The sequence below is a fragment of the Streptomyces sp. NPDC017448 genome, assembly GCF_044330565.1.
In the GTDB taxonomy this organism is placed as follows: Bacteria; Actinomycetota; Actinomycetes; order Streptomycetales; family Streptomycetaceae; genus Streptomyces.
This window is the reverse complement of the sequence record NZ_JBIRLM010000008.1, coordinates 167,469-193,318: the sequence shown is the minus strand read 5'-3', so window position 1 is coordinate 193,318 and position 25,850 is coordinate 167,469. Positions and strand designations below refer to the sequence as shown.

The window sequence follows — 25,850 nt, the reverse complement described above, 5'->3', positions numbered from 1 at the left end:
CGCAAGGGGGCGGGACACCTGCTTTGTTTCGGAACTGATGCAAGCGTGGCTTAACCGGCCCGAAATGGGTCGAGAAATCCCTGATAATGTGACGGCGGTTGCCATGCCGGTGAACGTGGTCCACGGGAACTACGGTTGGTGACAGGTCCGGTGCCACGATCGGGCCGCCATTCCTCGGCAGGGCGTCGGCATCGCGCCGGTGGGGTTTCGCGCGACCTCGGTAAGACGTCCCGCACCTCAAAGCTCTGCCTGGTAACGAGCTCTTGCGGTGTTCAAGGAGGACGTCCATGACGAGCATCAACGAGCAGCCGATCCCTGCTGCCCGTCCGGTCATCGGGGAAGACGAGATCGAGGCCGCGGTGCGCGTGCTGCGCAGCGGCCGCGTCGTGCAGGGCCCCGAGGTCGCGGCCTTCGAGGAGGGCTTCTCGCACCTGGTCGACGGCCGGCACTGCGTCGCCGTCAACTCGGGCACCTCGGCCCTCCACCTGCTCCTCCTCGCCCTGGGCATCGGTCCGGGCGACGAGGTGATCGTCCCCTCCTTCTCCTTCGCCGCCTCCGCGAACGCGGTCCGCCTCGTCGGCGCCGACGTCGTGTTCGCCGACATCGAGCCCGGCAGCTTCGGCCTCGACCCGGCGGCGGTCGAAGCCGCGATCACGCCGCGCACCGCCGCGATCATGCCGGTGCACCTCTACGGCCACCCCGCCGCGATGGACAAGCTCATGCCCCTCGCGGAGAAGCACAAGCTCGCCGTCGTCGAGGACGCCTGCCAGGCCCACGCGGCCGCGCTGAACGGCACCCCGGTCGGCGCGTTCGGCGCGGGCGGCACCTTCAGCTTCTACCCGACCAAGAACATGCACTCGCTCGAGGGCGGCATGGTCAGCACGGCCGACGCCGAACTGGCCCGCACCCTGCGCCTGCTGCGCAACCAGGGCATGGAGCAGCGGTACGCCAACGAGATCGTCGGCGCCAACATGCGGATGACCGACGTGTCCGCCGCGGTCGGCCGCGTACAGCTCGCCAAGCTGGAGGGCTGGACCGAGCAGCGCCGCGCCAACGCCGCGTACCTCGACGCCCACATCACCGCGCCGAACGTCATCACGCCGCCGGTGGCCGAGGGCGCCCGGCACATCTACCACCAGTACACCGTGCGCATCCAGGGCGACCGGGACGCCGCGATGGCCAGGCTCACCGAGGCGGGCGTCGGCAACGCGGTCTACTACCCGACGCCGATCCACCGGCTCAAGCCCTACTGGGAGCCGGACCAGAAGGCCGGCCGCACCTGGGACCTGCCCGAGACCGAGAAGGCCGCCGCCGAGGTCGTCTCGCTGCCCGTCCACCCCTCGCTCACCGAGGGCGACCTGGCGCGCATCGTGACCGCCGTGAACTCCCTGGGGGAGAGCCTGTGAGCGCCGTGCTGAAGGCCGGTCTCGTCGGCCTGGGTTCCATGGGCCGCCACCACGCCCGGGTCCTCGCCGGCCTGGAGGGCGTCGAGCTGGTCGGCGTCGTCGACCCGATGGGCGACAAGAACGGCTGGGCCCAGGGCGCCCCCGTCCTGTCCACCGTCGAGGAGCTGATCGCCCTCGGCCTCGACTACGCCGTCGTCGCCTGCCCGACCGCGCTGCACGAGGAGGTCGGCCTCCAGCTCGCCGACGCCGGGGTCTGCGCCCTGATCGAGAAGCCGCTCGCGGACACCGTCGAGGGCGCCCGCCGCCTCGTCGACGCCTTCGAGTCGCGCGGCCTGGTGGCCGGCGTCGGCCACATCGAGCGCTGCAACCCGGCCCTCCTCTCGCTCCGCGCCCGCCTGGAGGCGGGCGAGCTGGGCGACGTCTACCAGGTCGTCACCCGCCGCCAGGGCCCCTTCCCGCACCGGATCGCGGACGTCGGCGTGGTCAAGGACCTCGCCACGCACGACATCGACCTGACGAGCTGGGTCACCGGCCAGGCGTACACCTCGATCGCCGCGCACACCGTCTCCAAGTCGGGCCGCCCGCACGAGGACATGGTCTCCGCAGTGGGCCAGCTCGCCGACGGCACCATGGTCAACCACCTGGTCAACTGGCTGAGCCCGCTCAAGGAGCGGTTCACCTCGGTCACCGGCGAGCGCGGCTGCTTCATCGCCGACACCCTCACCGCCGACCTCACCTTCCACTCCAACGCCGCGGTCACCACCGAGTGGGAGGCGCTGCGCGCCTTTCGCGGGGTCTCCGAGGGCGACATGGTCCGCTACGCCATCCCCAAGCGCGAACCGCTGCTCGTCGAGCACGAGCTGTTCCGCGATGCGGTCCGGGGTGAGCCCGCCGACATCTGCACCCTGCGCCAGGGGCTGCGTACGGTGGAGGTGGCGGCATCCGTCCTGGAATCCGCCGCCACCGGAGCCACGGTGACGTTCGGCGCGGACCAGGAGCGGAAGCAGGGGTCGGATAGGTGACCGCACCCGATGTCACGGTGGTCGTAGCCGTCTACAACACGATGCCGTACCTCACCGAGTGCCTGAACTCGCTGGTGGGCCAGAGCATCGGTCACGAGCGGCTGCAGGTCGTCGCGGTTGACGACGGTTCGACCGACGACAGCGGTAAGGAACTCGACCGCTTCGCCCAGCGGTACCCGGACGTCTTCACCATCGTCCACCAGCCCAACTCCGGTGGCCCGGCCGCTCCCAGCAACCGCGCGCTGGACCTGGCGACCGGACGCTACGTCTACTTCATCGGCTCCGACGACCACCTCGGTGAGGAGGCGCTGGAGCGGATGGTCGCCTGCGCCGACGCCAACGAGTCCGACGTGGTCGTCGGCAAGATGGTCGGCACCAACGGGCGCTACGTCCACCAGAAGCTGTACACCGGGAACCGGGACGTCACCCTCGACGACCCCGCGCTCCCCTTCACGCTGGCCAACACCAAGCTGTTCCGCCGGGAGTTGGTGGAGAAGTACGGGCTCCGCTTCCCCGAGGACATGCCGGTCGGCAGCGACCAGCCGTTCACCATCGAGGCGTGCGTCCGCGCCCGGAAGATCTCCGTGATCTCCGACTACACCTGCTACTACGCGGTCAAGCGCGGCGACGCCAGCAACATCACCTACCGGGCGGACCACCTGGCCCGGCTCCGCTGCGTCCAGCGGATCATGGAGCACACGGCCGCCCTGATCCCCGCCGGCGCGCGGCGCGACGCGGTGTTCAAGCGGCACTTCGACTGGGAGCTGACCAAGCTCCTGCAGAAGGACTTCCCCCTGCTCGACGCCGGCACCCGCCGCCAGGTGTGCGAGGGCGTGGGCGCGCTGGTGGACGCCTACTTCACCGACAGCCTGCGCGACGGCACCGGCGTCAAGCGCCGGGTGCGCTTCGGCCTCGCCCGCAGCGGCGCGGTCGAGGAGCTGACCCGTGCCATCGCGGACGAGGAAGAGCACGGGGCCCCGCCCTTTCTGCTGGAGGGCCAAAGGGCCTTCGCCGCCTACCCGGGCTTTCGGGATCCGGCGGTCGGGCTGGACGAGCACTGGTACGAGGCCCGCGAGACGGTCGCGGGCAGGCTCGCGTCCGGCACCGCGCTGAAGTCGGCGCGGTGGGAGCAGAACGGCGAGAAGCTCACCCTCGCCCTGGAACTGCGGCTCGGTGTCGTCGGCGACACGTCGTCGGCGGTGGTCGCCCTCGTGCAGGGCGCCATGCCGAAGACCGCCGACAAGGCCGGAGCCCGCAAGCTGCCCGCGGACGCCGCGCGCCCGAAGGCGCTCGGAGAGTTCACCAGGGAGCCCGCCGAGGACGGCACGGGCACCCTGCTGAGCGCCCGCATCCCGATCGAGCCGGTCCGCGCCAAGCGCGGCGTACGCGTCTACGTCGACGTCGCCGGCTCCACCTACGAGATCCCCGTCCGTACCGAGGGCCTGCCGATGCCGCTGGCCCGCCGTTGGGGGAGCACCACCCCCTACCGGGTGGCGGCGAACCCCAACCCCAAGGGGCGACTCGTGATCACGACGGCGCCCCTGTGGGAAGCGAAGCCCGGCGTGGGCGCACGGCTGCGCCGCGCTATGTCCAGGTTGAAGAGGAAGTAATCCCGATGAACATCTGTGTAGTCGCGCTCGGCAAGATCGGCCTTCCGCTCGCCGTGCAGTTCGCCGCCAAGGGCCACCGGGTCATCGGCGCGGACGTCAACGAGAAGGTCGTCGAACTCGTCAACGCGGCCACCGAGCCGTTCCCCGGCGAGCACGACCTCGACGTGAAGCTCAAGGAGACCGTCGGCGCCGGTCTGCTCTCCGCCACGACGGACACCACGGCCGCGGTCGCCGCGTCCGACGCCGTCGTGGTCGTCGTCCCGCTCTTCGTGGACGCCGAGGGCACCCCCGACTTCGGCTGGATGGACGCCGCCACCCGGGCGATCGCGGCGGGTTTGAAGCCCGGCACGCTGGTCAGCTACGAGACCACGCTGCCGGTCGGCACCACCCGTACCCGCTGGGCGCCGATGCTGGCCGAGGGCTCCGGCCTGACCCCCGGTGAGGACTTCCACCTGGTCTTCTCCCCGGAGCGGGTGCTGACCGGCCGGGTCTTCGCCGACCTGCGCCGCTACCCCAAGCTCGTCGGCGGCATCGACGAGGCGTCCGCCGCGGCCGGCGTCGCCTTCTACGAGTCCGTCCTCGACTTCGACGAGCGCGAGGACCTGCCCCGCCCGAACGGCGTCTGGGACCTGGGCACCGCGGAGGCGTCCGAGCTGGCGAAGCTCGCCGAGACCACCTACCGCGACGTCAACATCGGCCTGGCCAACCAGTTCGCCCGGTTCGCCGACCAGAACGACATCGACGTCAAGAAGGTCATCGAGGCCTGCAACAGCCAGCCCTACAGCCACATCCACCAGCCCGGCATCGCCGTCGGCGGCCACTGCATCCCGATCTACCCGCGGATGTACCTGTGGAACGACCCGGAGGCGACCGTCGTGCGCTCGGCCCGCGAGGCCAACGCCGCGATGCCCGCGTACGCCGTCGACCTGCTGGCCGCCGCCTACGGCGACCTGGACGGCGTCGGGGTCCTGGTGCTGGGCGCGGCCTACCGCGGCGGCGTCAAGGAGACCGCCTTCTCCGGCGTCTTCGGCGTCGTCGAGGCCCTGAAGGCGCGCGGCGCGGTGCCGTTCGTCTCGGACCCGATGTACACCCCCGAGGAGCTGGCCGCCCTCGGCCTGGTCCCGCACGACGGCCACCAGGCCGTCACCGCCGCGATCCTCCAGGCCGACCACGCCGAGTACCGCGAGCTGTCCGCCGCCGACCTCCCTGACGTCCGCGTCCTGGTCGACGGCCGCCGCACCACGGACCCGGCCAACTGGGCGGGCGTGCGCCGCGTGGTCATCGGGGGCTGACGATGACCTGGCTGATCACCGGCGGGGCCGGCTACATCGGATCCCACGTCGTCGCGCAGATGGCGGGCGAGGAACGTCTCGTCGTCCTCGACGACCTCAGCACCGGACGCGCGGAACGTCTCCCCGAAGGCGTCCCGCTCGTCGTCGGCTCGGTCCTCGACCGGGATCTCCTCGACCGGGTGCTGGTCGACCACGCGGTGACCGGCATCGTGCACATCGCGGGCAAGAAGCAGGTGGCGGAGTCCGTCGAGCGACCGCTGTACTACTACCGCGAGAACGTCGACGGACTGCGCACTCTGCTCGAGGCGGCGGCCGGGGCCGGAATCCAACGCTTCCTGTTCTCCTCGTCCGCCGCGGTCTACGGCATGCCCGACGTCGACCTGGTCACCGAGGCCACCCCCTGCCTTCCGCTGAGCCCCTACGGCGAGACCAAGTTGGCGGGCGAGTGGCTGGTGGCCGCGGCCGGCCGGGCGCACTCCATGGCCACGGCCTCCCTGCGCTACTTCAACGTGGCCGGGGCCGCCTCGGCGGAACTGGCCGACGAAGGCGTCTTCAACCTGGTCCCGATGGTCTTCGAACGCCTGGAGGCCGACGAGGCCCCCCGGATCTTCGGCGACGACTACCCGACCCCGGACGGCACGTGCGTCCGTGACTACGTCCACGTGGAGGACATCGCCTCCGCACACGTCGCCGCCGCCCGCCGACTGGCCCGGGACCCTTCCGCGGAACTGGTGCTGAACATCGGCCGGGGCGAGGGAGCCTCCGTCGCCGAGATGGTCGACATCATCCTCGACGTCACCAACCGATCCGGTCCGCCTCCGGTCACCGAGGCCCGCCGCCCCGGCGACCCGGCCCGGGTGGTCGCCTCCGTGGACGCCATCGCCGAGGAGCTGGGCTGGTCGGCCCGGCACGGCATACGCACCATGGTCGAGTCGGCCTGGTCGGGGTGGCGCCTGCGGCACGGGCCGGGGGCCTCGGAATGAGGTACCGCGTCCCCGCTGGTCCCGGTCACCGGGCATCACGAAGAACGACCACCGAAACTCAGCAGAACGGGAATGACTGAAGTGCCAGGCATGGACGAGCGCAGCGGACCGCGTCCGCATCTGCTGTACTTTGCGATTGGTTTCCCCCCCGCCGCGAAGAGCTCCGCCTTCCGAATGCGGGAGACCGCGAACCAGTTCGCCGCCGCGGGCTGGGACGTGACCGTCGTCACGATCGCGGAGGAGTCATGGATCCGCGACTCCGGCGTGGACCATACGCTCTCGGAATCCGTCGACAAGCGAATCAGGATCGTGGAGCTGCCCCTGTCCCGGGCCGACCTGGAGACGGACATCCGGCTGTACTCCGAGGAGCGGGCGCTGGATCCCCTCAAATGGCTGAGCGACTTCCGTACCGAGGCGCTCAAGAGCTTCCCCGAGCCGGTGTTCGGCGGCTGGCGGGACGCCCTGGAGACGGCCGCGCTGGAGCTTTACCGCGAGCGGCCCGCCGAACTCGTCCTCGCCAGCTGTGTCCCGTACGTTCAGCTCGCCGCCGTCCGCAGGCTCTGGGAGGAGCACAGGGCCCCGTATGCGGTGGACTTCCGTGACGGCTGGTCGCTGGATGTCATCGATGGCGTGGAGGCCTTCCCGAAGGACTCCGAGGCCGGCCGCTGGGAGTCGGACCTGCTGGAGCACGCCCTGTCGCTCTGGGTGGTCAACGACCAGATCGCAGACTTCTACCGAGCCCGCTACCCCGAGCACGCGGAGCGCATCCACGTCGTTCGCAACGGCTACGACAGGGACAGTGTTCCGGAGGTCGAGCTGCGCCCCTCCGCCGGGCGGAACCTCGTCTTCGGCCACCTGGGCACGGTCAGCTTCTCTGTCCAGATGCTGGAGTCAGTCCTCGCCGCCTGGCGCACGGCCCGGGAGCGCGAGCCCCTGCTCGCCGACGCCCGGTTCGAGGTGCGTGGGCACATCGGGGCCGGCTCCAACCGCGAGGCCAACCGGCACGTCGAGGTCCTGCGCGCGGCGGCCGACGACGGCGTCGTGGTGGGGGGCGCCGTGCCGAAGGCCGAGGTCGCCGATGTGTACGGTGGCTGGGACGCCCTCGTGCTCGTCATCATTGGAGGGCCGTTCATGACCTCCGGCAAGGTCTACGAGTACATGGCCACCGGGCTGCCGATCGTCTCCATGCACGCCGCCGACCACGACGCCTCGCGCCTGCTGGACGGCCGCCCGCTGTGGACCGGCCCCCGGGGATTGGACGAGGAGCGGCTTGCCGACGCGTTCTGCGAGGCGGCCCGCATGGTTGTGGAGGCCACCCCCGCGCAACGCGCCGCCGCCCGCGACCATGGCACCGGCTACGCCCGTGATTCCCTGATGGCGAGCGCCGTGGAGAGCCTGACCGCTCTGGTGCTCGACCAGAAGCCCGCACTATCCGGAGGTTCCGGGTCATGACGGACGTACTAGTGATCGTGGGCTCCACGCCCAAGGCGGCCGTCGTGGCGGCTGCGGTGGACAAGTTCCGGCAGCTCGGGGCCCGAGTCCACCTAGTCGGCAACTTCAAGACCGCGGACATCGACGCCGACCTGGGCTGGGCCACGGTGCGCAAGGTGCCTGCCAGCGGTACGGCGAGCAAGCACGTGCGGCGCAAGACGGACGCGATGCGTTTCTCCGAGCGCCTCTGGTTCCACCTGGAGCGTGACCGGACGGCCTGCGCGGTCGTCCGCGGCGCCGACCTGGTCGTGGCTCTCGATCACCGCGCCGTGTACAGCGCGTGGCGCATCTCGCAGTCCAGGCGACAGCCCGAAGTGTGCTTCGGGTTCGCCGCTGGTCTGCGCGCCCTGGAGAAGCGCCTGGAGACGGGCGCCTTGCGACCCGAGCACGTCCCCGGTCCCCTCACGGTGGCCACCGACGGGCTGCGCCGGCGCGTCCGGACCCTGCCGGCCGACCTGCTGCGCAACGCCACCGGACCGCTCGCCCTGCGCAGCCGCGTGGGCGCCCGCGCCTGGCGCGCCGCCGTCTCGGCACCAGGTGTCCCGGACTCGCTGCGGATGATGGCCACCGAGCAGGTTATCGAGGGCATGTGGCTGGCCGGACGTCAGTCCGGGGCGCTGGTCACCGCACGCGCCGCCGCCGAGAAGCTCGCCGACCCGGCTATAAAGGCGCGGCTGCTGGACAACGTGGCATCGAGGGTCATCAGGAACGGCCGCACGCCCGCCAACCTCACCGAGGTGGTCACGGCCTATCTGGACCTGGCCGACCAGCGACATGCGGCAGGTGACCTGACCGCGGCCGCTGACGCCCTGCTGCACGCCACCAAGCTGGCGTTCCACCGCGTCGTCCACATCGACCAGGTCAGCAGCCCGCTGGCCGCGGATCCGGTGGGGTTCATCGAGCCATTCCGGAAGTCCACTGCCGCCTCCGCAGTGGTTCGGCCGAAGGGCCGGCGGACCCCTGCCGCGGCCCCGCCCGGGGACCGGCCGCTGCGACTGCTCATAGCGACGACCTCCAACGCGAACTTCCTGCACCTGATCCGCTCGCACTACGAGGCCAACCCGGACGTCGAGCTGCGCTTCCTCGACATGGCGGAGCACCCGGGCATGAAGCGGCTCAACGGTGCCGCGCAGCGTCATATCGAGAACCGTCTGGGGGGCGAGCCGCTCTTCGCCCACGGCGTGGAGCAGCAGCTGCGGCCGTATCTGGACTGGGCGGACACCGTGTTCGTGGACTGGTGTGTGGCCCCGGCCGCTCTGTTCACCGTGATCGACCCCGGGGACACGCGGATCGTCGTCCGGCTCCACAGCTACGAGGCATTCACCCGCTGGCCGCACATGATGGACTTCTCACGCGTGGACGATGTGGTGTTCGTCGCCGATCACATCCGTGATCTGTCGGTGGCGTCGATCCCCGGGCTGGGCGGAGAGCACGCCCCCCGTACACACGTGATCGACAACGGCATGGACCTCGCCGACTTCCGGCGTACGAAGGACCCGTCCACCCGCTTCAACCTCGGGCTCGTCGGCATCGGGCAGGTGGCGAAAGACCCGCTGTGGGCCCTGGCGGTCCTCAAGCGGCTCAGGGAACGGGACGAGCGGTACCGCCTGTTCCTGATCGGCGGGGACATGGGCCGGCCGAGCAACGCGGCCAAGGCGTACGCGCGCAAGCTGGAGAAGGCGCTCAAGCCGCTCGTGGCCTCGGGAGCCGTTGTGCGGGTCGGCTCCACGGACGACGTGCCCGGGGCGCTCGAGGAGGTGGGCGTCATCCTCAGTACGTCGGTACGCGAGGGCTGCCACGTGGGCCTCATGGAAGGCGCGGCCAGCGGCGCGGTCCCGGTGGTCCGCGACTGGCCGTTCTTCGCGGGCCGTGAGAACGGCGCGGGAACCCTCTACCCGGCCGAATGGATCGTGGGGACCCCCGAGGCCGCCGCCGAGCGGGTTCTGACTCTCACGGCGTCCGAGGAGAGCTGGCGCAACGCCGGGAAGCTGGCCACCGAGCACGCGCTGACCACGTGGGACTGGCCGGTCGTCCGGCTCGACTTCGACCGGCTGCTGTTCGACCGCTGAGCCGGGGCATACGAAGGCCGGGAACCGTGGCGAAACGGTTCCCGGCCTTCGTCGGTACCGCACGGTGGGCTCCCGCCCGCCCGGTGACCGGCCCGCTCAGCGCTCCGCGAGCGCCCCGTCCCTCTCCTCGTACACGGCCCCGCTCTGCGGGCACTCCCAGATCCCCGGCTCGCCCTCGCGCTCGACCAGCCGGACGCCGCTGCGGCCGACCCAGCCGATCTGCCGGGCCGGCACGCCGACGACCAGTGCGAAGTCCGGGACGTCCTTGGTGACCACGGCACCGGCCGCGACCATCGCCCACCGGCCGACACGGACCGGCGCGACGCAGACCGAGCGGGCGCCGAGTGACGCGCCTTCGGCGACCTTCACGCCGACGGCCTCCCAGTCGCCGCCGCGCTTCTGCTTGCCGTCCGGGTCGACCGAGCGGGGGTTGTGGTCGTTGGTGAGGACGACGGCGGGGCCGACGAAGACGCCGTCGCCGAGCTCGGCGGGCTCGTACACGAGGGCGTAGTTCTGCAGTTTCACGTTGTCACCGATGCGTACACCGGTGCCGACGTAGGCGCCGCGGCCGACCACGCAGCCCTCGCCGAGCCTCGCTCCCTCGCGGATCTGCGCCAGCTCCCAGACGCTGGAACCGGCCCCGATCTCGGCGGTCTCGTCGACCTGGGCGGTGGGCTGGACCCTGTAGTTCACGGCATGCCTTTCGGAGAGCTGATGCGCCCGGAAATCATAAGGGTGCCCTGCCCGCCGCCCCGCGTGCGGGGCGGCGGGCAGGGCACAGTCCCGCATACGGGGAGCGCCGCGTCGTCAGACGACGCTGCCGCTCCAGTGCTTGACCGGCGCCTTGAGGTCGGTGCCGGTGCTGATGAAGGAGAACAGGCTGTCGATACGTCGGCCGTCCGCGGACGTACCGGCACGGTAGAGGAGGCCCACGTCCGCCTTGCCGTCCTTGTCGAAGTCGCCGGAGACCGGCTGGCTCGCGTTCCAGTTGAAGGATCCGGTGCTGGCCCACGCCTCACGGGGAGCGGCGAAGTCGGTACCGGTGCTCGCGAAGGTGAAGAGTGCGGACTGGTGCACACCCGCCTCCGTGGTGCCGCGGTTGTAGAGGACGGCGACGTCGTCCCGGCCGTCGCCGCTGTAGTCGCCGGAGGTCAGCTTGGTGGCGTTCCAGTTGAAGGAACCGCTGCTGGTCCAGGTCTTGCGCGGGTTGTCGAAGGTGGTTCCGTTGCTGGTGAACGTGTAGAGCGACGAGATGAACTTGCCGTCGGCCGACTTGCCGCCGTTGTAGAGGACGACGACGTCGTCCTTGCCGTCCTTGTCGTAGTCGCCCGAGGTCACCTGGCCGGCCGCCCAGGTGAAGCCGCCGGGGGTGGTCCAGGTCTTGCGCGGGTTGGCGAAGCCGGTTCCGGTGCTGTTGAAGGTGTAGAGGGAGGACACCTGTCCGGTGGCGGAGGTGCCGCCGTCGTAGAAGACGGCGACGTCGTCCTTGCCGTCCCCGTTGTAGTCGCCCGACGTGACCTTGCTCTTGCTCCAGGTGAAGCCGCCCGGGGTGGTCCAGGTCTTCTTCGGAGAGCTGAAACCGGTGCCCGTGCTGGTGAAGGTGTAGAGAGAGGTGACCGCTCCGGTGTCGGAAACGCCGCTGTCGTAGAGGACGGCGAGGTCGTCCTTGCCGTCGCCGGTGAAGTCCCCCGCCGTCAGCCGGCTCTTGCTCCAGGTGAATCCGCCTGAGCTCCATACCTGCTTGGGCTCGGCGAAACCGGTGCCGGTGCTGTAGAAGGCGAAGAGCGAGGACCTGTTGCCGCCCTCCGTGGAGGGGCCGTTGTCGTAGAACGCGGCGATGTCCTCGCGACCGTCGCCGTTGAAGTCACCGGAGGCCACCTGGGACTCCCCGGGCAGCCCGCGGACCTGGGTCACCCAGTCGACGATGTCGTCGGTCCGGGTCTCCACGGCACCGCCGCGGGTCTCGTCCGAGCCGAAGCACCCCGCCTGCCAGGAGGCGCTGTGGACGGCCGCGAGCATGACCTTGCCGTCCTGCTCGCGCAGGGCGGGGCCGCCGGCGTCGCCCTTGCAGATCGATCCGCCGTCGCGTGTGACGGCCACCGTGGTCGCGCCGGTCGCACTGACGGCGAACGCGCCCGCGTGCAGCCGGTCGGGCACCCAGGAGGTCGCCGTACGCCCGTATCCCAGGGCCCGCAGGCTCTCGCCCGCCACAGGGGCGGAGTCGGAGAGGAGGACCGGGGCGATGTCGGTGACCGGCTGGGCGAGCTTGGCCATGACCAGGTCGCGGTCGGTCCGCGAGACCAGCTCGGTGACCTGGACGACCTTGCCGCCGGTGCCGGTGAGGTCGGTGCGGCCGATGGTCGCGGTGGTCTTCAGCGCCGGGGCGCCGGTGGGTATCGGGTACGCGGGCTGCCCGGCGGCCGCGAAGCAGCTGCTCGCGGTCAGGATCCACTGGGCGTCGACCAGGGAGCCGGTGCAGGAGCGCTGCGCGTCGCCCTCACCGATGTCGAGCTTGGCGGTGAAGGAGTAGGTGCCGGCGGCGACCGCGTCACCGACCGTGGCCTGGGCGGGGGAGGGGAGAGTCAGGGCACCGACCGCGGCGACACCCGCGAACAACACCATGCCCCGCCTACTGCGGGAAGATTTCACAGACACAAGAATTCCTTGCTGGGAGAGACACCATTCGCGACCGGCACGAGACCGGTGGCAGCTACACGCGAGCGCCGATTCCTCTGAGTTTCTGAGATACGGCAGGTATGGATCAGCCGGTCACCCGGATCTCGACGAGAGTGCTCCGGGCGCCGCCCACCACGCCTTCGCCGACGCTCTGGAAGTCGCCGGCTCCCACGTTCACCGTGGTGGTTTCACCACCAGCTGTGAGGTCGGCGCTGATGGGCCGTTCCGAAGTCGCGAGTTCCAGCATGAAGACGCGGGGAAGTTCAAGTGTGAGGTAGCCGCTCTTGGCCGTGGTGCGGAAGCAGTACTGCCCCGCACGACCGCTGGCCGGATCCTCGACCGTCAGGACCTGGATCTGGTTCTGGCTGGGGTCGCAGTCGGCCAGCAGAATGCGGCCGTCACCCTTCTTCAACTTGATCCCCTTGGTCGCCAAAATATTGTCGGCGCCGGGGTAGGAGTAGTCCTCCACTATGGATGGAGGGGCTTCGGTTCCGCCCTGAGTGCTGGAAGGGCTGGAAGCGAATGCCAGTGGGAGGCCAACCGCCATGACCAGGGCACCCACCATTCCCGGAACAAGCAGACTGCGCGCACGGAAAGTCATGAAGGAGTCCTTTCAGGCGTGAAGTCCATACCGGAAGGCGCCTGAACGCCTGTTGGATAGATGAAGTAAAGGTTCGCGCACAACCTAACCGGACCATGTCGAAACATCAAACGGGAAGATTGTGAGAAAGGTCCGTTTGGTGGCCAATCGAACGTATAGCAAAGGGGAAATTTTGCGTCAAAATTTTATGCGATCACCGGCCCCCCTTCCCTGTTGACGCCTGCACCGAGAGCACACAAACCACACTTTCCGTCGATGCGGGGTGGTTTCTTTTTGGTCACGGGAGCGACGGGAGGGCCTGAAATTGTGCATCCCGCTCCTCCTCCGTTCAGGAAGGGGTGAACGCGCCGCAGAGGGGGTCGCCTGTCATCACGGAGCCGATATTCGGCAATCAGTGGACGAAATCGCTGAGAATGCGAACAGGATTTTCGTGAAAAAAGAACAAGCAGATCCGGCCGTCGGTGAACAGTGAACCTTTTTCATCCTGCCCCTGAAGGGCTATAAGGCCTGGTCAGCTGGGGTGGTGACGTGGCAGAGCCCCCGGTCGTTGGCGGTGTTGATTCCACTCGACACTGCCGACATCCCGGGGGCTCTGTTGGTTCCGTATCGAGCCCTGCTCGACGTCTCGTACGAGCTGGTCGAGCATGTTTCCTGGCTGATCTACGCTCGAAGGCGTGAACTGAACTCGCCGTGGAGACGGCTCGGTTGCTTCAAGCAGGCTCTCCTCACGCTGGCCCATCTGCGGAAGAACGAGACGTTTGCCCAGCTCGCGGCCGGCTTCGGCGTCTCGACCGCGACTGCCTGGCGCTACGTCGACGAGATCCTGGGCCTCCTCGCGGCCTGGACACCGGGCCTGCACGAGGCCCTGACCGGCCTGGGCGAGGGCGACTTCGTCATCGTCGACGGCACGCTGATCCCCATCGACCGCATCGCCGCCGACGAACCGTACTACTCGCAAAAACACCGCAAGCATGGCATGAACGTGCAGGTCATCGCCCGTCCTGACGGCACACCGCTGTGGTTCTCCCGTGCGGCACCCGGGCGAACCCGCGATCTGACCGCGGTCCGGGCCCACGGCATCGTCCAGGCCTGCCTCACCAGAGAGATCCTCGTCCTGGCCGACCGCGCATACCAGGGCGCCGGCGCCACCGTCCGTACCCCGTACAAGAACCACCGCGAACAACCCGAGCACTACCAACAGTTCAACCGCGACCACGCCCGCCCGAGAGCTCCCGGCGAACGGGCCTACGCGCAGCTGAAGTCCTGGCGCATCCTCCGCCGAACCAGATGCTCCACCCGACGCATCGGCACCATCGTCCAAGCCGTCCACACCCTCCCGACCTGCAACTATTCAGGATGAAAAAGGCTCAGTGAGCCCTTTGGCGGTGGCCGCTGAACGGGTGACGAGCCGGCGGATTGCGACGCGCGAGGCTCCTGTGCCGTGGAGAGAGGTGTTCGACGCCTCGCCTCATCAGCACAGGAGCCTCGTGGGTTCCCTGTTCTGCGGCACTCGGCCTGCCCCACGCCCTGGTGTGAATGTGCAGGGGACGGTTTTCTCCGGGGGCGCGGCCGGTTTGACCCCCATCCCCCAGCCCCGTAGCCTTGACCCTCGGTGTGTTTCTTCGACGCACTCACCCCTGAGCACATCCCTCCCGGTCACGGTCGGTGTTCGCGCCGTCCGTCAGGAGAGGCCGCTCATCCTTCCGGATCGCCTCGGGCCTCGGCCCGTGCGGGCGGCTGGCATCAGGGGTTCCGTTCCGAGCGAGAGAGAGATCCGCGTGTACGCCATCGTGCGCAGCGGTGGTCGCCAGCACAAGGTTGCTGTCGGCGACATCGTTGAGGTTGACAAGATTTCCACTGCCAAGGTTGGCGACACGGTCGAGCTCTCGACCCTGCTCGTTGTCGACGGTGACGCGGTCACCAGCGACCCGTGGGTGCTCGACGGCATCAAGGTCACGGCCGAGGTCGTGGACCACCACAAGGGCGCGAAGATCGACATCCTTCGCTACAAGAACAAGACCGGCTACCGCCGTCGCCAGGGTCACCGCCAGCAGTACACGGCGATCAAGGTCACCGGTATCCCCGCGGCTGCGAAGTAAGGGACTGAGAACACATGGCACACAAGAAGGGCGCATCTTCCACTCGGAACGGGCGCGACTCCAATGCTCAGCGGCTCGGCGTGAAGCGCTTCGGCGGCCAGGCCGTCAACGCCGGTGAGATCCTGGTCCGCCAGCGCGGCACCCACTTCCACCCGGGCACGGGCGTCGGCCGTGGCGGCGACGACACGCTGTTCGCGCTCGCCGCCGGTGCGGTGGAGTTCGGCACGCACCGCGGCCGCAAGGTCGTGAACATCGTTCCGCTCGCCGTCTGAGTTCTTCCCGGCGCGCGCAGAACGACACAGCACCTTCCGAGGGCGGATCGCAGCTTTCCCGGTGAACGGGGAAGCGGGTCCGCCCTCGGCGTGTTACGACAGAGACAATTCCGCTTTTTCCCGCTGTACCTGGAGGCCCTGACCATGACCACCTTCGTGGACCGCGTCGAGCTGCATGCCGCCGCGGGTAACGGGGGCCACGGCTGCGCCTCCGTACACCGTGAGAAGTTCAAGCCGCTGGGAGGCCCCGACGGGGGCAACGGCGGGCGGGGCGGCGATGTGATCCTCGTCGTCGAGCAGGCCGTGACCACTCTCCTCGACTACCACCACCACCCCCACCGCAAGGCCACCAACGGCCAGCCCGGCGCCGGCGACAACCGTTCCGGCAAGGACGGCCAGGACCTGGTCCTGCCCGTGCCGGACGGCACCGTGGTGCTGGACAAGGCCGGGAACGTCCTCGCCGACCTCGTCGGCCAGGGCACCACCTTCGTGGTCGGCCAGGGCGGCCGCGGCGGCCTCGGCAACGCGGCGCTGGCCTCGGCCCGCCGCAAGGCCCCGGGCTTCGCGCTGCTCGGCGAGCCGGGGGAGAGCCGGGACATCGTCCTGGAGCTCAAGACCGTCGCCGACGTGGCGCTCGTCGGCTACCCGAGCGCCGGCAAGTCCTCGCTGATCTCGGTGCTCTCGGCGGCCAAGCCGAAGATCGCGGACTACCCGTTCACCACCCTCGTGCCGAACCTGGGCGTCGTCACCGCCGGGTCCACCGTCTACACCATCGCGGACGTCCCCGGGCTCATCCCCGGCGCCAGCCAGGGCAAGGGTCTCGGCCTGGAGTTCCTGCGGCACGTCGAGCGCTGCTCGGTGCTCGTGCACGTCCTGGACACCGCGACCCTGGAGTCCGACCGCGACCCCGTCTCCGACCTCGACATGATCGAGGAGGAGCTGAGGCTCTACGGCGGCCTGGAGAACCGGCCCCGCATCGTCGCCCTCAACAAGGTCGACATCCCGGACGGCCAGGACCTCGCCGACATGATCCGCCCGGACCTGGAGGCCCGCGGCTACCGCGTCTTCGAGGTCTCCGCGATCGCGCACAAGGGGCTCAAGGAGCTCTCCTTCGCGCTCGCCGGGATCATCGCCGAGGCGCGCGCCACCAAGCCGAAGGAGGAGGCGACCCGCATCGTCATCCGTCCCAAGGCCGTCGACGACGCGGGCTTCACGGTCACCGCCGAGGGCGAGGACCTCTACCGGGTGCGCGGCGAGAAGCCCGAGCGCTGGGTGCGCCAGACCGACTTCAACAACGACGAGGCCGTCGGCTACCTCGCCGACCGGCTCAACCGCCTCGGCGTCGAGGCGGCCCTGATGAAGGCCGGCGCCCGGGCCGGCGACGGCGTCGCGATCGGCTCCGAGGACAACGCGGTCGTCTTCGACTGGGAGCCGACCGTGCAGGCCGGCGCCGAGATGCTCGGCCGCCGGGGCGAGGACCACCGCCTGGAGGAGCCGCGACCGGCGGCCCAGCGCCGCCGGGACCGCGAGGCCGAACGCGACGACGCGGAGAAGGAGTACGACGAGTTCAACCCCTTCTAGGGGAAGCCTCCGGAGCCCTTCCACCGGAGGCGGCCCCCTTCCCGGGGCGGCCCCCTCCCGAAGGCGTCACCACGCGGCTCCTGAAGGCCCCACCGGACGGCCCGTCTCTGCGGAGGCGGGCCGTCCGGTAGATTCTGGCCCTGGGCGTCGGCGGTTTCCGCCGGTCACACCGGGTGCAGGTGCTGCTCATGTGCCGATTGCGCAACACATCTGTGGGGTCGGTCACCCCGCGTGGCGCCCGGAAGCGCCCAACCTCCCTGGCCAGAGGGTGAACTGCGGGCATCGGCGAGGCGAGCGACGGCCGACGTCCACCTTGCGAGACGGTCACGGAGAGTGCGACCATCACACTGTTCCCCCGTCATAGCAAGGTAGGTCGTCTGTGTCTGTGCCGCACGAAGCCAAGCCCCGGACCACAGCGGTCGTGCTCGCCGGTGGGACCGGCCAGCGCGTGGGCCTGTCGATCCCCAAGCAGTTGCTGAAGATCGCCGGCAAGGCCGTCATCGAGCACACGCTGACCATCTTCGAGAACGCCGAGGGCATCGACGACGTCATCGTGCTGATGGCGCCCGGTTTCGTGCCCGACGTCGAGAAGATCGTCGAGAAGGCCGGACTGACCAAGGTCACCCGCGTCATCGAGGGCGGGAACACCCGCAACGAGACCACCGAGCGCGCCATCGCGGCCCTCGGGGAGGGGCTCGCCGAGGGCGAGGACCGCAACGTCCTCTTCCACGACGCGGTGCGCCCCCTGCTGTCACAGCGCGTGATCAAGGACTGCGTGGACGCCCTCGACCGCTACCAGGCCGTCGACGTCGCCATCCCCTCCGCGGACACGATCATCGTGACCCGCACGCACGGTGAGGACGGCGAGTTCATCACCGACGTCCCCGACCGCTCCCGGCTGCGTCGGGGCCAGACGCCGCAGGCGTTCAAGCTCTCCACGATCCGCAAGGCGTACGAGATCGCGTCGGGCGACCCCAACTTCCAGGCCACCGACGACTGCTCGGTGGTCCTCAAGTACCTCCCCGACGTGCCGATCTACGTGGTCGCGGGCGACGAGTACAACATGAAGGTGACCCAGCCGGTCGACGTCTTCATCACCGACAAGCTCTTCCAGCTGGCCTCCACCGCCGCCCCCCGCCAGGCCGACGAGGCCGCCTACCGGGAGCTGCTCACCGGCAAGACCCTCGTCGTCTTCGGCGGTTCCTACGGCATCGGCGCCGACATCGCCACGCTGGCCGAGAACTACGGGGCCAAGGTCTACGCGCTGGGACGCTCCACCACCGGCACGCACGTGGAGAACCCGGAGCACGTGGACGACGCGCTCTCCACGGCGTACGGCGAGACGGGGCGGATCGACTACGTCATCAACACCGCGGGCGTGCTGCGGATCGGCAAGCTGGCCGAGACCGACAACACGACGATCCAGGAAGCGCTGAACGTCAACTACCTGGCCCCCGTCCAGATCGCCCGCGCCTCGTACAAGTACCTCGCCGAGACCAAGGGCCAGTTGCTGCTCTACACCTCCAGCAGCTACACCCGCGGCCGCGCCGAGTACAGCCTGTACTCCTCGACCAAGGCCGCCATGGTCAACCTCACCCAGGCGCTCGCCGACGAGTGGGCGGGGGAGGGCATCCGGGTCAACTGCGTGAACCCGGAGCGGACCGCGACGCCGATGCGCACCAAGGCGTTCGGCCAGGAGCCCGAGGGCTCGCTGCTCTCCTCGGAGGCCGTGGCGCGCACCTCGCTGGACGTCCTGCTGTCCGCGCTGACCGGTCACGTCATCGACGTACGGCAGCAGGACCCGACCGCGGGGGCCGCAGAGTCCTCCGGGTTCGAGCAGGCGCTGGCCTCCGTGCTGGACCGTCAAGCAGATGTGTAATAATTCTTGACAAATGTGTTTTTACGGGCCTCTGTTGTCGCTTCGCGCGACGACAGAGGCCCGAATGCGTGAAGCCGCACCTTCACATTTCCGCCAATACGTGAATCATCCGGCACCCCGTGGAGCAGGTTCTTCGTGATCTCGACAGCCATTCGCCTGGCCCGTGTGGGCAGCAGGACGGAACTGGCGGCAGCGTTGTTGATGGGGCTCGGATACCCCTGCGTCATGCTCGCCGCGCTCATCCCCCACATCTGGTTCTTCGCGGCGGCCGCCGCCGTCACGTACGCGGCCGACTGGTATCTGCACCAGAAGGGGAGCTATCTGGTCAACCGCCTCGGCAAGGTGCGGGCCGGGCTGTCGATCCGCTTTTTGCTGCGGCAGTTGATGGTCATCCTGCTGCTGGCCCGCCTGGATCTCGCCGAGTCGCCGCTGTTCTACGCGGCGGTCGCCTGCTTCCTGCTCTTCTACGGGCTCCAGGCGCCGCACGGCGCGTTGACCACCCTGATCCGGATGCGCCGCACCATGCCGGTCGTCACCCGCAACGTGGACCTGCACGCGGTCCGCATCCCCGACGCCCCGCCCGGCGTGCTGGTGCGGCGCTCCGCGGAGAAGATGCTGCACCTGGACATCCCGGCCGTGGCGGGCGTCCTGATCGCCGCCGGCACCGGCGACGACGTCATCGGCTACGCGGGCATCGGCCTGACGCTGCTGCTCGCCCTGGCCTACCTCGCGGCGCTCCTCCCCTACGTGCGCCGCGGCCGTCTGGCGCCCCCGGCCCCCGTCGTGCTCAAGGCCGTGGACACCTGGCTGCGCGAGTACCAGCCGACCGTGGTCCTCTACTTCTCCGGCTCCAACGAGTCCGCCTACCAGGGCAACATGTGGCTGGAGACCATGGCCCGCGTCGAGGGCCGGCCGCTGATCATCATGCGGGAGCGCAGTCTCGTCCCGCAGCTCGCCGAGACCTCCGTCCCGGTCCTCTGCGTCCCGGCCGGCACCCATCTGATGAACCTGGACCTCTCGACCGTCCGGGTCTGCCTGTACCCCGCCAACGTCGGCAAGAACATCCACATCCTGCGGGTTCCGACGATGAAGCACGTCTTCATCGGCCACGGCGACAGCGACAAGCTCGCCAGCGTCAACCCGTACTCGAAGGTGTACGACGAGGTCTGGACCGCGGGCCGAGCCGGCCGCGACCGCTACGCCCTGGCCGACGTGGGCGTCCGCGACGAGGACATCGTCGAGGTCGGCCGCCCGCAGCTGGAGCCCATCAAGAGCTGGACGGGCGCCGTCAAGAACCCCATCCCGACCGTGCTGTACGCACCCACCTGGGAGGGCTGGGACGACAACCCGGGCAACACCTCCCTGCTGCTGGCGGGCGAGAACATCGTGCGCCGCCTGCTGACCGCCGCCGACCCGGTCCGGATCATCTACAAGCCGCACCCCTTCACCGGCATCCGCAGCCGCAAGGCCAAGGCCGTCGACGCCCGGCTCCGGGCGATGCTGGAGAAGGCCGCCGCCGAGCGCGCGGCCGACCCCCGCTGGGCGAAGGAGGCGTCCTCGGCCGCCGCCGGGCACAGCGCCGCCCGGGCCGAGCTGGTCCGGATCGAGGCGCGGCTGGCGAAGCTCGCGACCTCCGGGCGCGCGGGCGGCGACGAGGCGGAGGAGTCGCGGATCTCGCTCGCCGACCCGGCCCGCGAGGCGGAGGCCGCCCGGCTGCGGGCCGAGTGGAACGACGCCTACTGGCGCTCCTTCGGCTGGTGGGAGCACCGTACGGTGACCGGCGCGCAGCCCAAGCTGTACGACTGCTTCAACGAGTCCGACGCCATGGTCTCGGACATCTCCAGTGTGGTCTCCGACTTCATCGCGAGCGGCAAGCCCTACGCGGTGACCGACTCGGCGGCGCTCGGGGCCGCGGAGTTCAAGCGGCAGAACACCGCCGTACGCGCCGCGGTCATCCTGTCCAACACGGCCGAGGAGCTGGACGAACTGCTGGCCGCGGTGGCCGACCCGGCCGCCGACCTCCTGGCGGACGCCCGCCGCGAGCTGAAGACCTACCTTCTGGGGCCGGACGAGCCGACCTCCATGGAGCAGTTCAACGCCGCCGTCCGGGCGCTGACCGCCAAGGCCGAGGCCCGCAACCTGGGCGTCGCCCAGCGGCTCGGCGACCAGGCCGTGGCCGTGCCGGACGAGGAGGCCGCCACCAGCGGGGCCGGGGACATCGACCCGCAGGCGGTGGCCGCGGCCACCGCCGCCGCGGACCCGGACGCCCCTGCGGCCGACCCGGAGCAGGTGGAGGCGGAGACCGCCCTCACCGAGGGGAGCTCGCCGGCGCTCTGAGGGGGTCCGGCCGGAACCCGTGCGCCGCCTACACCGGCCTGCGCACAGCCGGGCGGCGCACGGCTGATCGAACGGCCGAATGAGGGGCAACCCCGAACGCGACCCGTACGTCTCTCCTGGGGGAGGGGCGTACGGGTCGTTCGGTGTCGTAATGCGCAAAAGAGTGCAGGATCGGGCGGTCTTCCCTCTTTCGTGATCAAATCGACAGGTGCACATGTTCGACACGCCCAGGACGAACGACGAGCCCGATGTCAGTGTGATCATCGGAGCATATGACGCGATGCCTTACCTGGTCCGGTGCCTGGAGTCCGTGGAAGCCCAGACCATCGGCCCCGGCCGCATGGAGATCGTCGCGATCGACGACGGCTCCACCGACGGCACCGGCGACTACCTGGAGGAGTTCGCCGCCCGGACCGCGGTCCCCACGCGAGTCGTCCGGCAGGAGAATTCCGGGGGGCCCAGCGGCCCGCGCAACCGGGGCCTCGCCCTCGCCCGCGGCCGGTACGTCTTCTTCCTCGACGCGGACGACTACTTCGGCGAGGAGGCCCTGGAGCGCATGGTCGCCATGGGGGACCGGGCGGGCACGGACGTGGTCCTCGGGAAGATCGTCGGCGTCAACCGGGGGGCCGCGAAGTCGATGTGGAAGGAGACGGTCGAACACGCCGACCTCTTCTCCTCCAACGTCAAGTTCACCCTGAGCGCGCAGAAGCTGTTCCGGCGCGACCTCCTCGTCCGCCTCGGCATGGCCTTCGACGAGAAGCTGAAGACGGGCGAGGACGCCCTGTTCACCATGGAGGCGTACCTGCGCGGCAACGGGATCTCCGTCGTCGCCGACTACACCTGCTACTACCTGGTGGGTCGCGAGGACCGCAACCAGATGACCAAGAAGGGCGGCTACCGGCGCCGCTTCGACTCGGCCCGCGCCCTCATGGGGCTCATCGCCGAGCACGTGCCCCCGGGCCCCCGACGCGACGCCCTGATGGTGCGGCCCTTCGTCATCACCCTGCTGCCCCAGTTCGGTCCCGGGCTGGTGAAGCAGAAGCCCGAGGTCCGCGAGCGGAAGATGGCCCTCGCCGCCCCCCTCATGAAGGCCTACTGGACGCCGGGGCTCGCCCGCAACCTGAAGGTGAGCGAACGCCTCCGGCTGATGTGCGTGGCCGAGGGCCGGCTCGACCTGCTCCTGGACATCGCGGCCTTCCTGCGCGCCGGGAAGGAGCCCGAGGTGGTCCGCCGGGGCGACCCGCCCCGCCTCCACCTCGCCTACCCGCACTTCGGGGAGAGCGCCGTGCTCCCCGACCGGGCCTACGAGGTGACCGTCACGGAGTGGGTCGGCGGCCGCAGGATCGATCCGCCGCGGCAGCGGCCCCGCGCCTCCTTCGTCCGGCGCGCGGTCCGCAAGGTCCGCCGCACCGTGTTCGGTGCCCTGCGCGCCGGCCGCGTCTGACCGGTGCCCGGCGGGGCCCCGCCGGGCACCGGAACACCGCCGGGCCCTCCCGGGAGGCCTGCGGGGAGCGCTCGAACACCCGCCTCTCCCGGCGGCCACCGGGCCGGGTTCGTCCTGTGAGAGGTGTCACGTCATACTGTGGGGCAACCATGAGACGGTGGGAGCTGTCTCATTAACGCCCCGTTCTCCAGGGGTTCATCATCTGCACGTCCCCCCGGAAAGGCCCTTCCCCCGTGGCGTCCCTCGAAGCGATCCCCGACGAGCTCAGCCGGCTCATGAAGTACTTCCCGGAGACTCCGGTCGAGGAGCGCCCCGAATTCCACCGGGCGGCGAAGGACTTCCTGGCCCACGCCGCCCCCAAGGTCGTCCGGCAGTTCTCGCCGATGGCGCGGGTCAAGTGGCACCTCGCGGCCAGCGGCCGCGGCGACGAGCTGGTGGAACTGCTGCACTACGAGCGGGAGAACCCGGGAGCCTTCTCCGTCCGCGGCCTGCGGCGCGCCCGCATCGAGCTGCCCGGCGTCGAGAGCTCCTCGCTGCCCCCCTCGGTGCGCAACTTCAACCGCAGCGAGCTCCCCGTGCGCGGCAAGCTCCTCGACCTCGTCTGGGAGGACGGCAAGCTCCTCGTCAAGGGCTACGCCTACATCCCCAACGTTCCCTCGGCCACCGGCAAGCGCTCGCTGCGCGTCGCCGTGCTCCGCCGCCAGGGCAGCCGCTCCACTCTCCCGCTGCGCATGCGCACCGTCCAGGAGCCCCGCGCCACCTCCGAGGCCAAGGGCGCCCTGCACAACTACGACTGGTCCGGCTTCGAGATCGGCATCGACCCGTCCCGCCTCCGTGTACGCGGCCAGTGGCAGTCCGCCACCTGGCGGCTGGGCATCGGCATTCCGCGCCCCGGCGGCATGTCGGTCGGCAGCGTCACCAAGAACAACGCGGGCGCGGCCGGCCACAGCTTCACCCGCGCCCTGGACGACGGCGTCCGGCTCGTCGCCGGCTTCGACCGCAACCGCCTGAAGCTCTCCGTGGACGTCGTCCCCGCCGAGATCGTCGCCCAGGAGGGCGACGGCGAGGGCATGACCGTCACCCTGCGCTCCCGCGTCACCACCCCGGCGGGCAAGTACCCCACGGCCCTGCGCATCGACCACGAGGCGAGCGGCTTCACCACCGACCTCCCCCTCCAGCAGGGCGAGACCGGCGAGGACGGCTGGCTGCGCCATACCGCCCGCCTGGACTTCGCGGACCTGCCCGCCGACGACGTACGCCCCGGCAAGGCCGTCAAGTACCGCACCCAGATCGTCTTCGCGGACGGCACCACCCGCCGTGCCACCAACGGCGCCGCCGGCGTCACCGGCGTCCACCCGCTGGCCGAGGGCCGCGAACTCGCGATCCTCACCGACGGCGCGGGCAACTTCACCCCGCAACTGCGCACCGTCCAGCCCCTCGTCGACGGCGTCGAGTGGACCGCGGACGGCGAGCTGGTCCTCTCGGGCGTCTACACCGGCCCCGCCGAGCAGATGAAGATGGTTCTGCGCCACACCGGCCGCAACGAGGACCGTCCGCTGCCCGTCGAATTCGCCGAGGGCCGCTTCACCGCCCGGCTGCGCCCGGACGTCATGCCCACCTACGAGGGCACCGTGCCGCTGCGCGCCGGCCGCTGGATGCCGCGCCTGCGGCTGCGCACCGAGTGGGACCACACCCGCGACGTGCCCGTCACGATCCGCCCCGACCTCGTGGACACGCTGCCGCTCTCCCACCGGGGCGAGCACCGCACGTACACCGTCGAGCGGCTCGACTTCGACCGGATCTTCATCGAGTCCGGGCCGGTCCTCGCCCCGGAGCTGCGCGGCGCCTACCGCCAGCGCCTCATGCGCGACGTCTACACCCCCGAGCAGCGCAAGCTGCCGCTGCGCGAGGCCGTGCTCTACAACAGCTTCGGCGGCAAGCAGTTCTCCGACTCGCCCCGCGCGGTCTACGAGGAGCTCAAGCGCCGCGGCACCGACGTCGAGCACATCGCCATGGTCCACGACCAGCAGGTCGTGCTGCCGCCCGGCGTCCGGGGCGTCGAGTGGGGCAGCAAGGAGTGGTACGAGGCGCTGGCCCGCAGCCGGTACGTCGTCACCAACGGCGGCATCCGCGAGTGGTTCGTCCGCCGCGAGGGCCAGGTCGTCGTCCAGACCTGGCACGGCACCCCGCTCAAGCGCATCGGCGCCGACCTGCTCGGCACCCCCAAGGCGAACCTGGCCTACATCGCGAGCCTCCCGCAGCGCTCGCGCCAGTACAGCCTGTTCATCACGCCGAACGCCTTCACCACCCCGATCATGACCAACTCCTTCCGCCTCCAGTGCGAGGTCCTGGAAGCGGGCTACCCGCGCAACGACGTCTTCCACGCCCCCGACCGCGTCAAGCGCGCCGCGGCCGTACGCGAGAAGCTCGGCATCCCCGCGGGCAAGAAGGTCGTCCTGTACGCGCCCACCTGGCGCGACGACCAGCGCTACGGCGGACGCCGCTTCAAGCTCGACAACCGGATCGACGTCGAGGCCGCGAAGCGCGAGCTCGGCGACGACCACGTGCTGCTCTACCGCAAGCACCACAAGGTCCTCGACTCCATCCCCGGCGCCGGACAGGGCTTCGTCTACGACGTCACGTACTACCCGGACATCGCCGACCTCTACCTGATCGCCGACGTGCTGATCACGGACTACTCCTCGGTGCTGTTCGACTTCGCGCACTCCGGGCGGCCGATGCTCTTCTTCACGTACGACCTGGAGCACTACCGCGACACCCTGCGCGGCTTCTACTTCGACTTCACCTCCCGCGCCCCCGGGCCGCTGATCAAGACCTCCGAGGACCTGGTCTCCGCGATCCGGAACATCGACGCGGTCAGCGAGGAGTACAAGGAGAAGTACGCCCAGTTCCGCGTCGACTTCTGCGAGCCCTCCGACGGCCGCGCCGCCGCCCGGGTCGTCGACCGGATGCTCGCGATCAAGGACGAGCAGCAGGGCTGAGCCCCCCGGCCGCCCGCACCGCCCGCCGCACCCCGCCCCCGCGGGCTCCGCGGCGTCCACCGACCGGAACGGACGGGCGGCGCGGG

18 protein-coding genes are annotated in these 25,850 nt (G+C 70.1%); 15 read left to right on the top strand and 3 right to left on the bottom strand.

All coding sequences use genetic code 11. The features are described 5' to 3' along the window. Positions 1–287 precede the first annotated feature (287 nt). From ACH4K1_RS16215 to ACH4K1_RS16185, 7 genes are all read left to right on the top strand, one after another. Entirely contained in the window at positions 288–1,406 is a 1,119-nt protein-coding gene (locus tag ACH4K1_RS16215) for a DegT/DnrJ/EryC1/StrS family aminotransferase (RefSeq protein ID WP_398089965.1), read from the top strand. Beyond that, complete coding sequence (locus ACH4K1_RS16210; RefSeq protein ID WP_398089963.1) at positions 1,403–2,428, top strand: Gfo/Idh/MocA family protein; 1,026 nt, start codon at positions 1,403–1,405, stop codon at positions 2,426–2,428. The genes ACH4K1_RS16215 and ACH4K1_RS16210 overlap by 4 nt, the downstream gene beginning before the upstream one ends. Further along, the gene (locus ACH4K1_RS16205; protein ID WP_398089961.1) at positions 2,425–4,038 is read left to right on the top strand and encodes a glycosyltransferase family 2 protein; all 1,614 of its coding nucleotides are present in this window, start codon (positions 2,425–2,427) and stop codon (positions 4,036–4,038) included. Before ACH4K1_RS16210 ends, ACH4K1_RS16205 begins: the two co-directional genes overlap by 4 nt. A 5-nt stretch (positions 4,039–4,043) precedes the next feature. Continuing rightward, positions 4,044–5,330: a nucleotide sugar dehydrogenase gene (locus tag ACH4K1_RS16200; protein ID WP_398089959.1), complete on the top strand. Its 1,287-nt coding sequence runs from the start codon at positions 4,044–4,046 to the stop codon at positions 5,328–5,330. A gap of 2 nt (positions 5,331–5,332) precedes the next feature. Continuing rightward, entirely contained in the window at positions 5,333–6,313 is a 981-nt protein-coding gene (gene galE / locus ACH4K1_RS16195) for a UDP-glucose 4-epimerase GalE (protein WP_398089958.1), read from the top strand. A gap of 72 nt (positions 6,314–6,385) precedes the next feature. Beyond that, the gene (locus tag ACH4K1_RS16190) at positions 6,386–7,765 is read left to right on the top strand and encodes a glycosyltransferase (protein WP_398089956.1); all 1,380 of its coding nucleotides are present in this window, start codon (positions 6,386–6,388) and stop codon (positions 7,763–7,765) included. Further along, positions 7,762–9,873, top strand: a complete 2,112-nt coding sequence (locus ACH4K1_RS16185) for a glycosyltransferase (RefSeq protein WP_398089954.1) — start codon at positions 7,762–7,764, stop codon at positions 9,871–9,873. Before ACH4K1_RS16190 ends, ACH4K1_RS16185 begins: the two co-directional genes overlap by 4 nt. A gap of 96 nt (positions 9,874–9,969) precedes the next feature. On the opposite strand, the gene ACH4K1_RS16180 is transcribed toward ACH4K1_RS16185, so the two are convergent. The 3 genes from ACH4K1_RS16180 to ACH4K1_RS16170 all read right to left on the bottom strand — a co-directional run bounded on the left by ACH4K1_RS16180 (position 9,970) and on the right by ACH4K1_RS16170 (position 13,150). Next, a complete protein-coding gene (locus ACH4K1_RS16180) occupies positions 9,970–10,566 on the bottom strand; it encodes an acyltransferase (RefSeq protein ID WP_398089952.1) in 597 nt (198 codons plus the stop codon). Positions 10,567–10,680: 114 nt separating this feature from the next. Continuing rightward, complete coding sequence (locus ACH4K1_RS16175) at positions 10,681–12,495, bottom strand: FG-GAP-like repeat-containing protein (RefSeq protein ID WP_398089950.1); 1,815 nt, start codon at positions 12,493–12,495, stop codon at positions 10,681–10,683. A gap of 139 nt (positions 12,496–12,634) precedes the next feature. Further along, positions 12,635–13,150 (bottom strand): hypothetical protein, encoded by a 516-nt coding sequence (locus tag ACH4K1_RS16170; RefSeq protein WP_398089948.1) that lies wholly within the window; start codon positions 13,148–13,150, stop codon positions 12,635–12,637. Positions 13,151–13,703: 553 nt separating this feature from the next. Between ACH4K1_RS16170 and ACH4K1_RS16165 the strand changes: the two genes are divergently transcribed. The 8 genes from ACH4K1_RS16165 to ACH4K1_RS16130 all read left to right on the top strand — a co-directional run bounded on the left by ACH4K1_RS16165 (position 13,704) and on the right by ACH4K1_RS16130 (position 25,764). Continuing rightward, positions 13,704–14,510 carry a transposase family protein gene (locus ACH4K1_RS16165; protein ID WP_398090052.1) on the top strand — a complete coding sequence of 269 codons (807 nt, stop codon included), beginning with the start codon at positions 13,704–13,706 and terminating at the stop codon, positions 14,508–14,510. A 418-nt stretch (positions 14,511–14,928) separates the two neighbouring features. Then, the gene (gene rplU, locus ACH4K1_RS16160; RefSeq protein ID WP_018487143.1) at positions 14,929–15,249 is read left to right on the top strand and encodes a 50S ribosomal protein L21; all 321 of its coding nucleotides are present in this window, start codon (positions 14,929–14,931) and stop codon (positions 15,247–15,249) included. Between the two features lie 14 nt (positions 15,250–15,263). Continuing rightward, positions 15,264–15,521: a 50S ribosomal protein L27 gene (gene rpmA / locus ACH4K1_RS16155; RefSeq protein WP_026291105.1), complete on the top strand. Its 258-nt coding sequence runs from the start codon at positions 15,264–15,266 to the stop codon at positions 15,519–15,521. Positions 15,522–15,665: 144 nt separating this feature from the next. Next, positions 15,666–17,102 (top strand): GTPase ObgE, encoded by a 1,437-nt coding sequence (obgE, locus tag ACH4K1_RS16150; protein ID WP_398089946.1) that lies wholly within the window; start codon positions 15,666–15,668, stop codon positions 17,100–17,102. 379 nt (positions 17,103–17,481) lie between these two features. Then, positions 17,482–18,981 (top strand): bifunctional cytidylyltransferase/SDR family oxidoreductase, encoded by a 1,500-nt coding sequence (locus ACH4K1_RS16145; RefSeq protein ID WP_073765982.1) that lies wholly within the window; start codon positions 17,482–17,484, stop codon positions 18,979–18,981. A gap of 135 nt (positions 18,982–19,116) precedes the next feature. Beyond that, a complete protein-coding gene (locus tag ACH4K1_RS16140; protein WP_398089944.1) occupies positions 19,117–21,318 on the top strand; it encodes a hypothetical protein in 2,202 nt (733 codons plus the stop codon). A 214-nt stretch (positions 21,319–21,532) separates the two neighbouring features. After that, positions 21,533–22,762, top strand: a complete 1,230-nt coding sequence (locus ACH4K1_RS16135; RefSeq protein ID WP_398090051.1) for a glycosyltransferase family 2 protein — start codon at positions 21,533–21,535, stop codon at positions 22,760–22,762. Positions 22,763–22,995: 233 nt separating this feature from the next. Further along, entirely contained in the window at positions 22,996–25,764 is a 2,769-nt protein-coding gene (locus ACH4K1_RS16130; protein WP_398089942.1) for a CDP-glycerol glycerophosphotransferase family protein, read from the top strand. Positions 25,765–25,850: the final 86 nt, after the last annotated feature.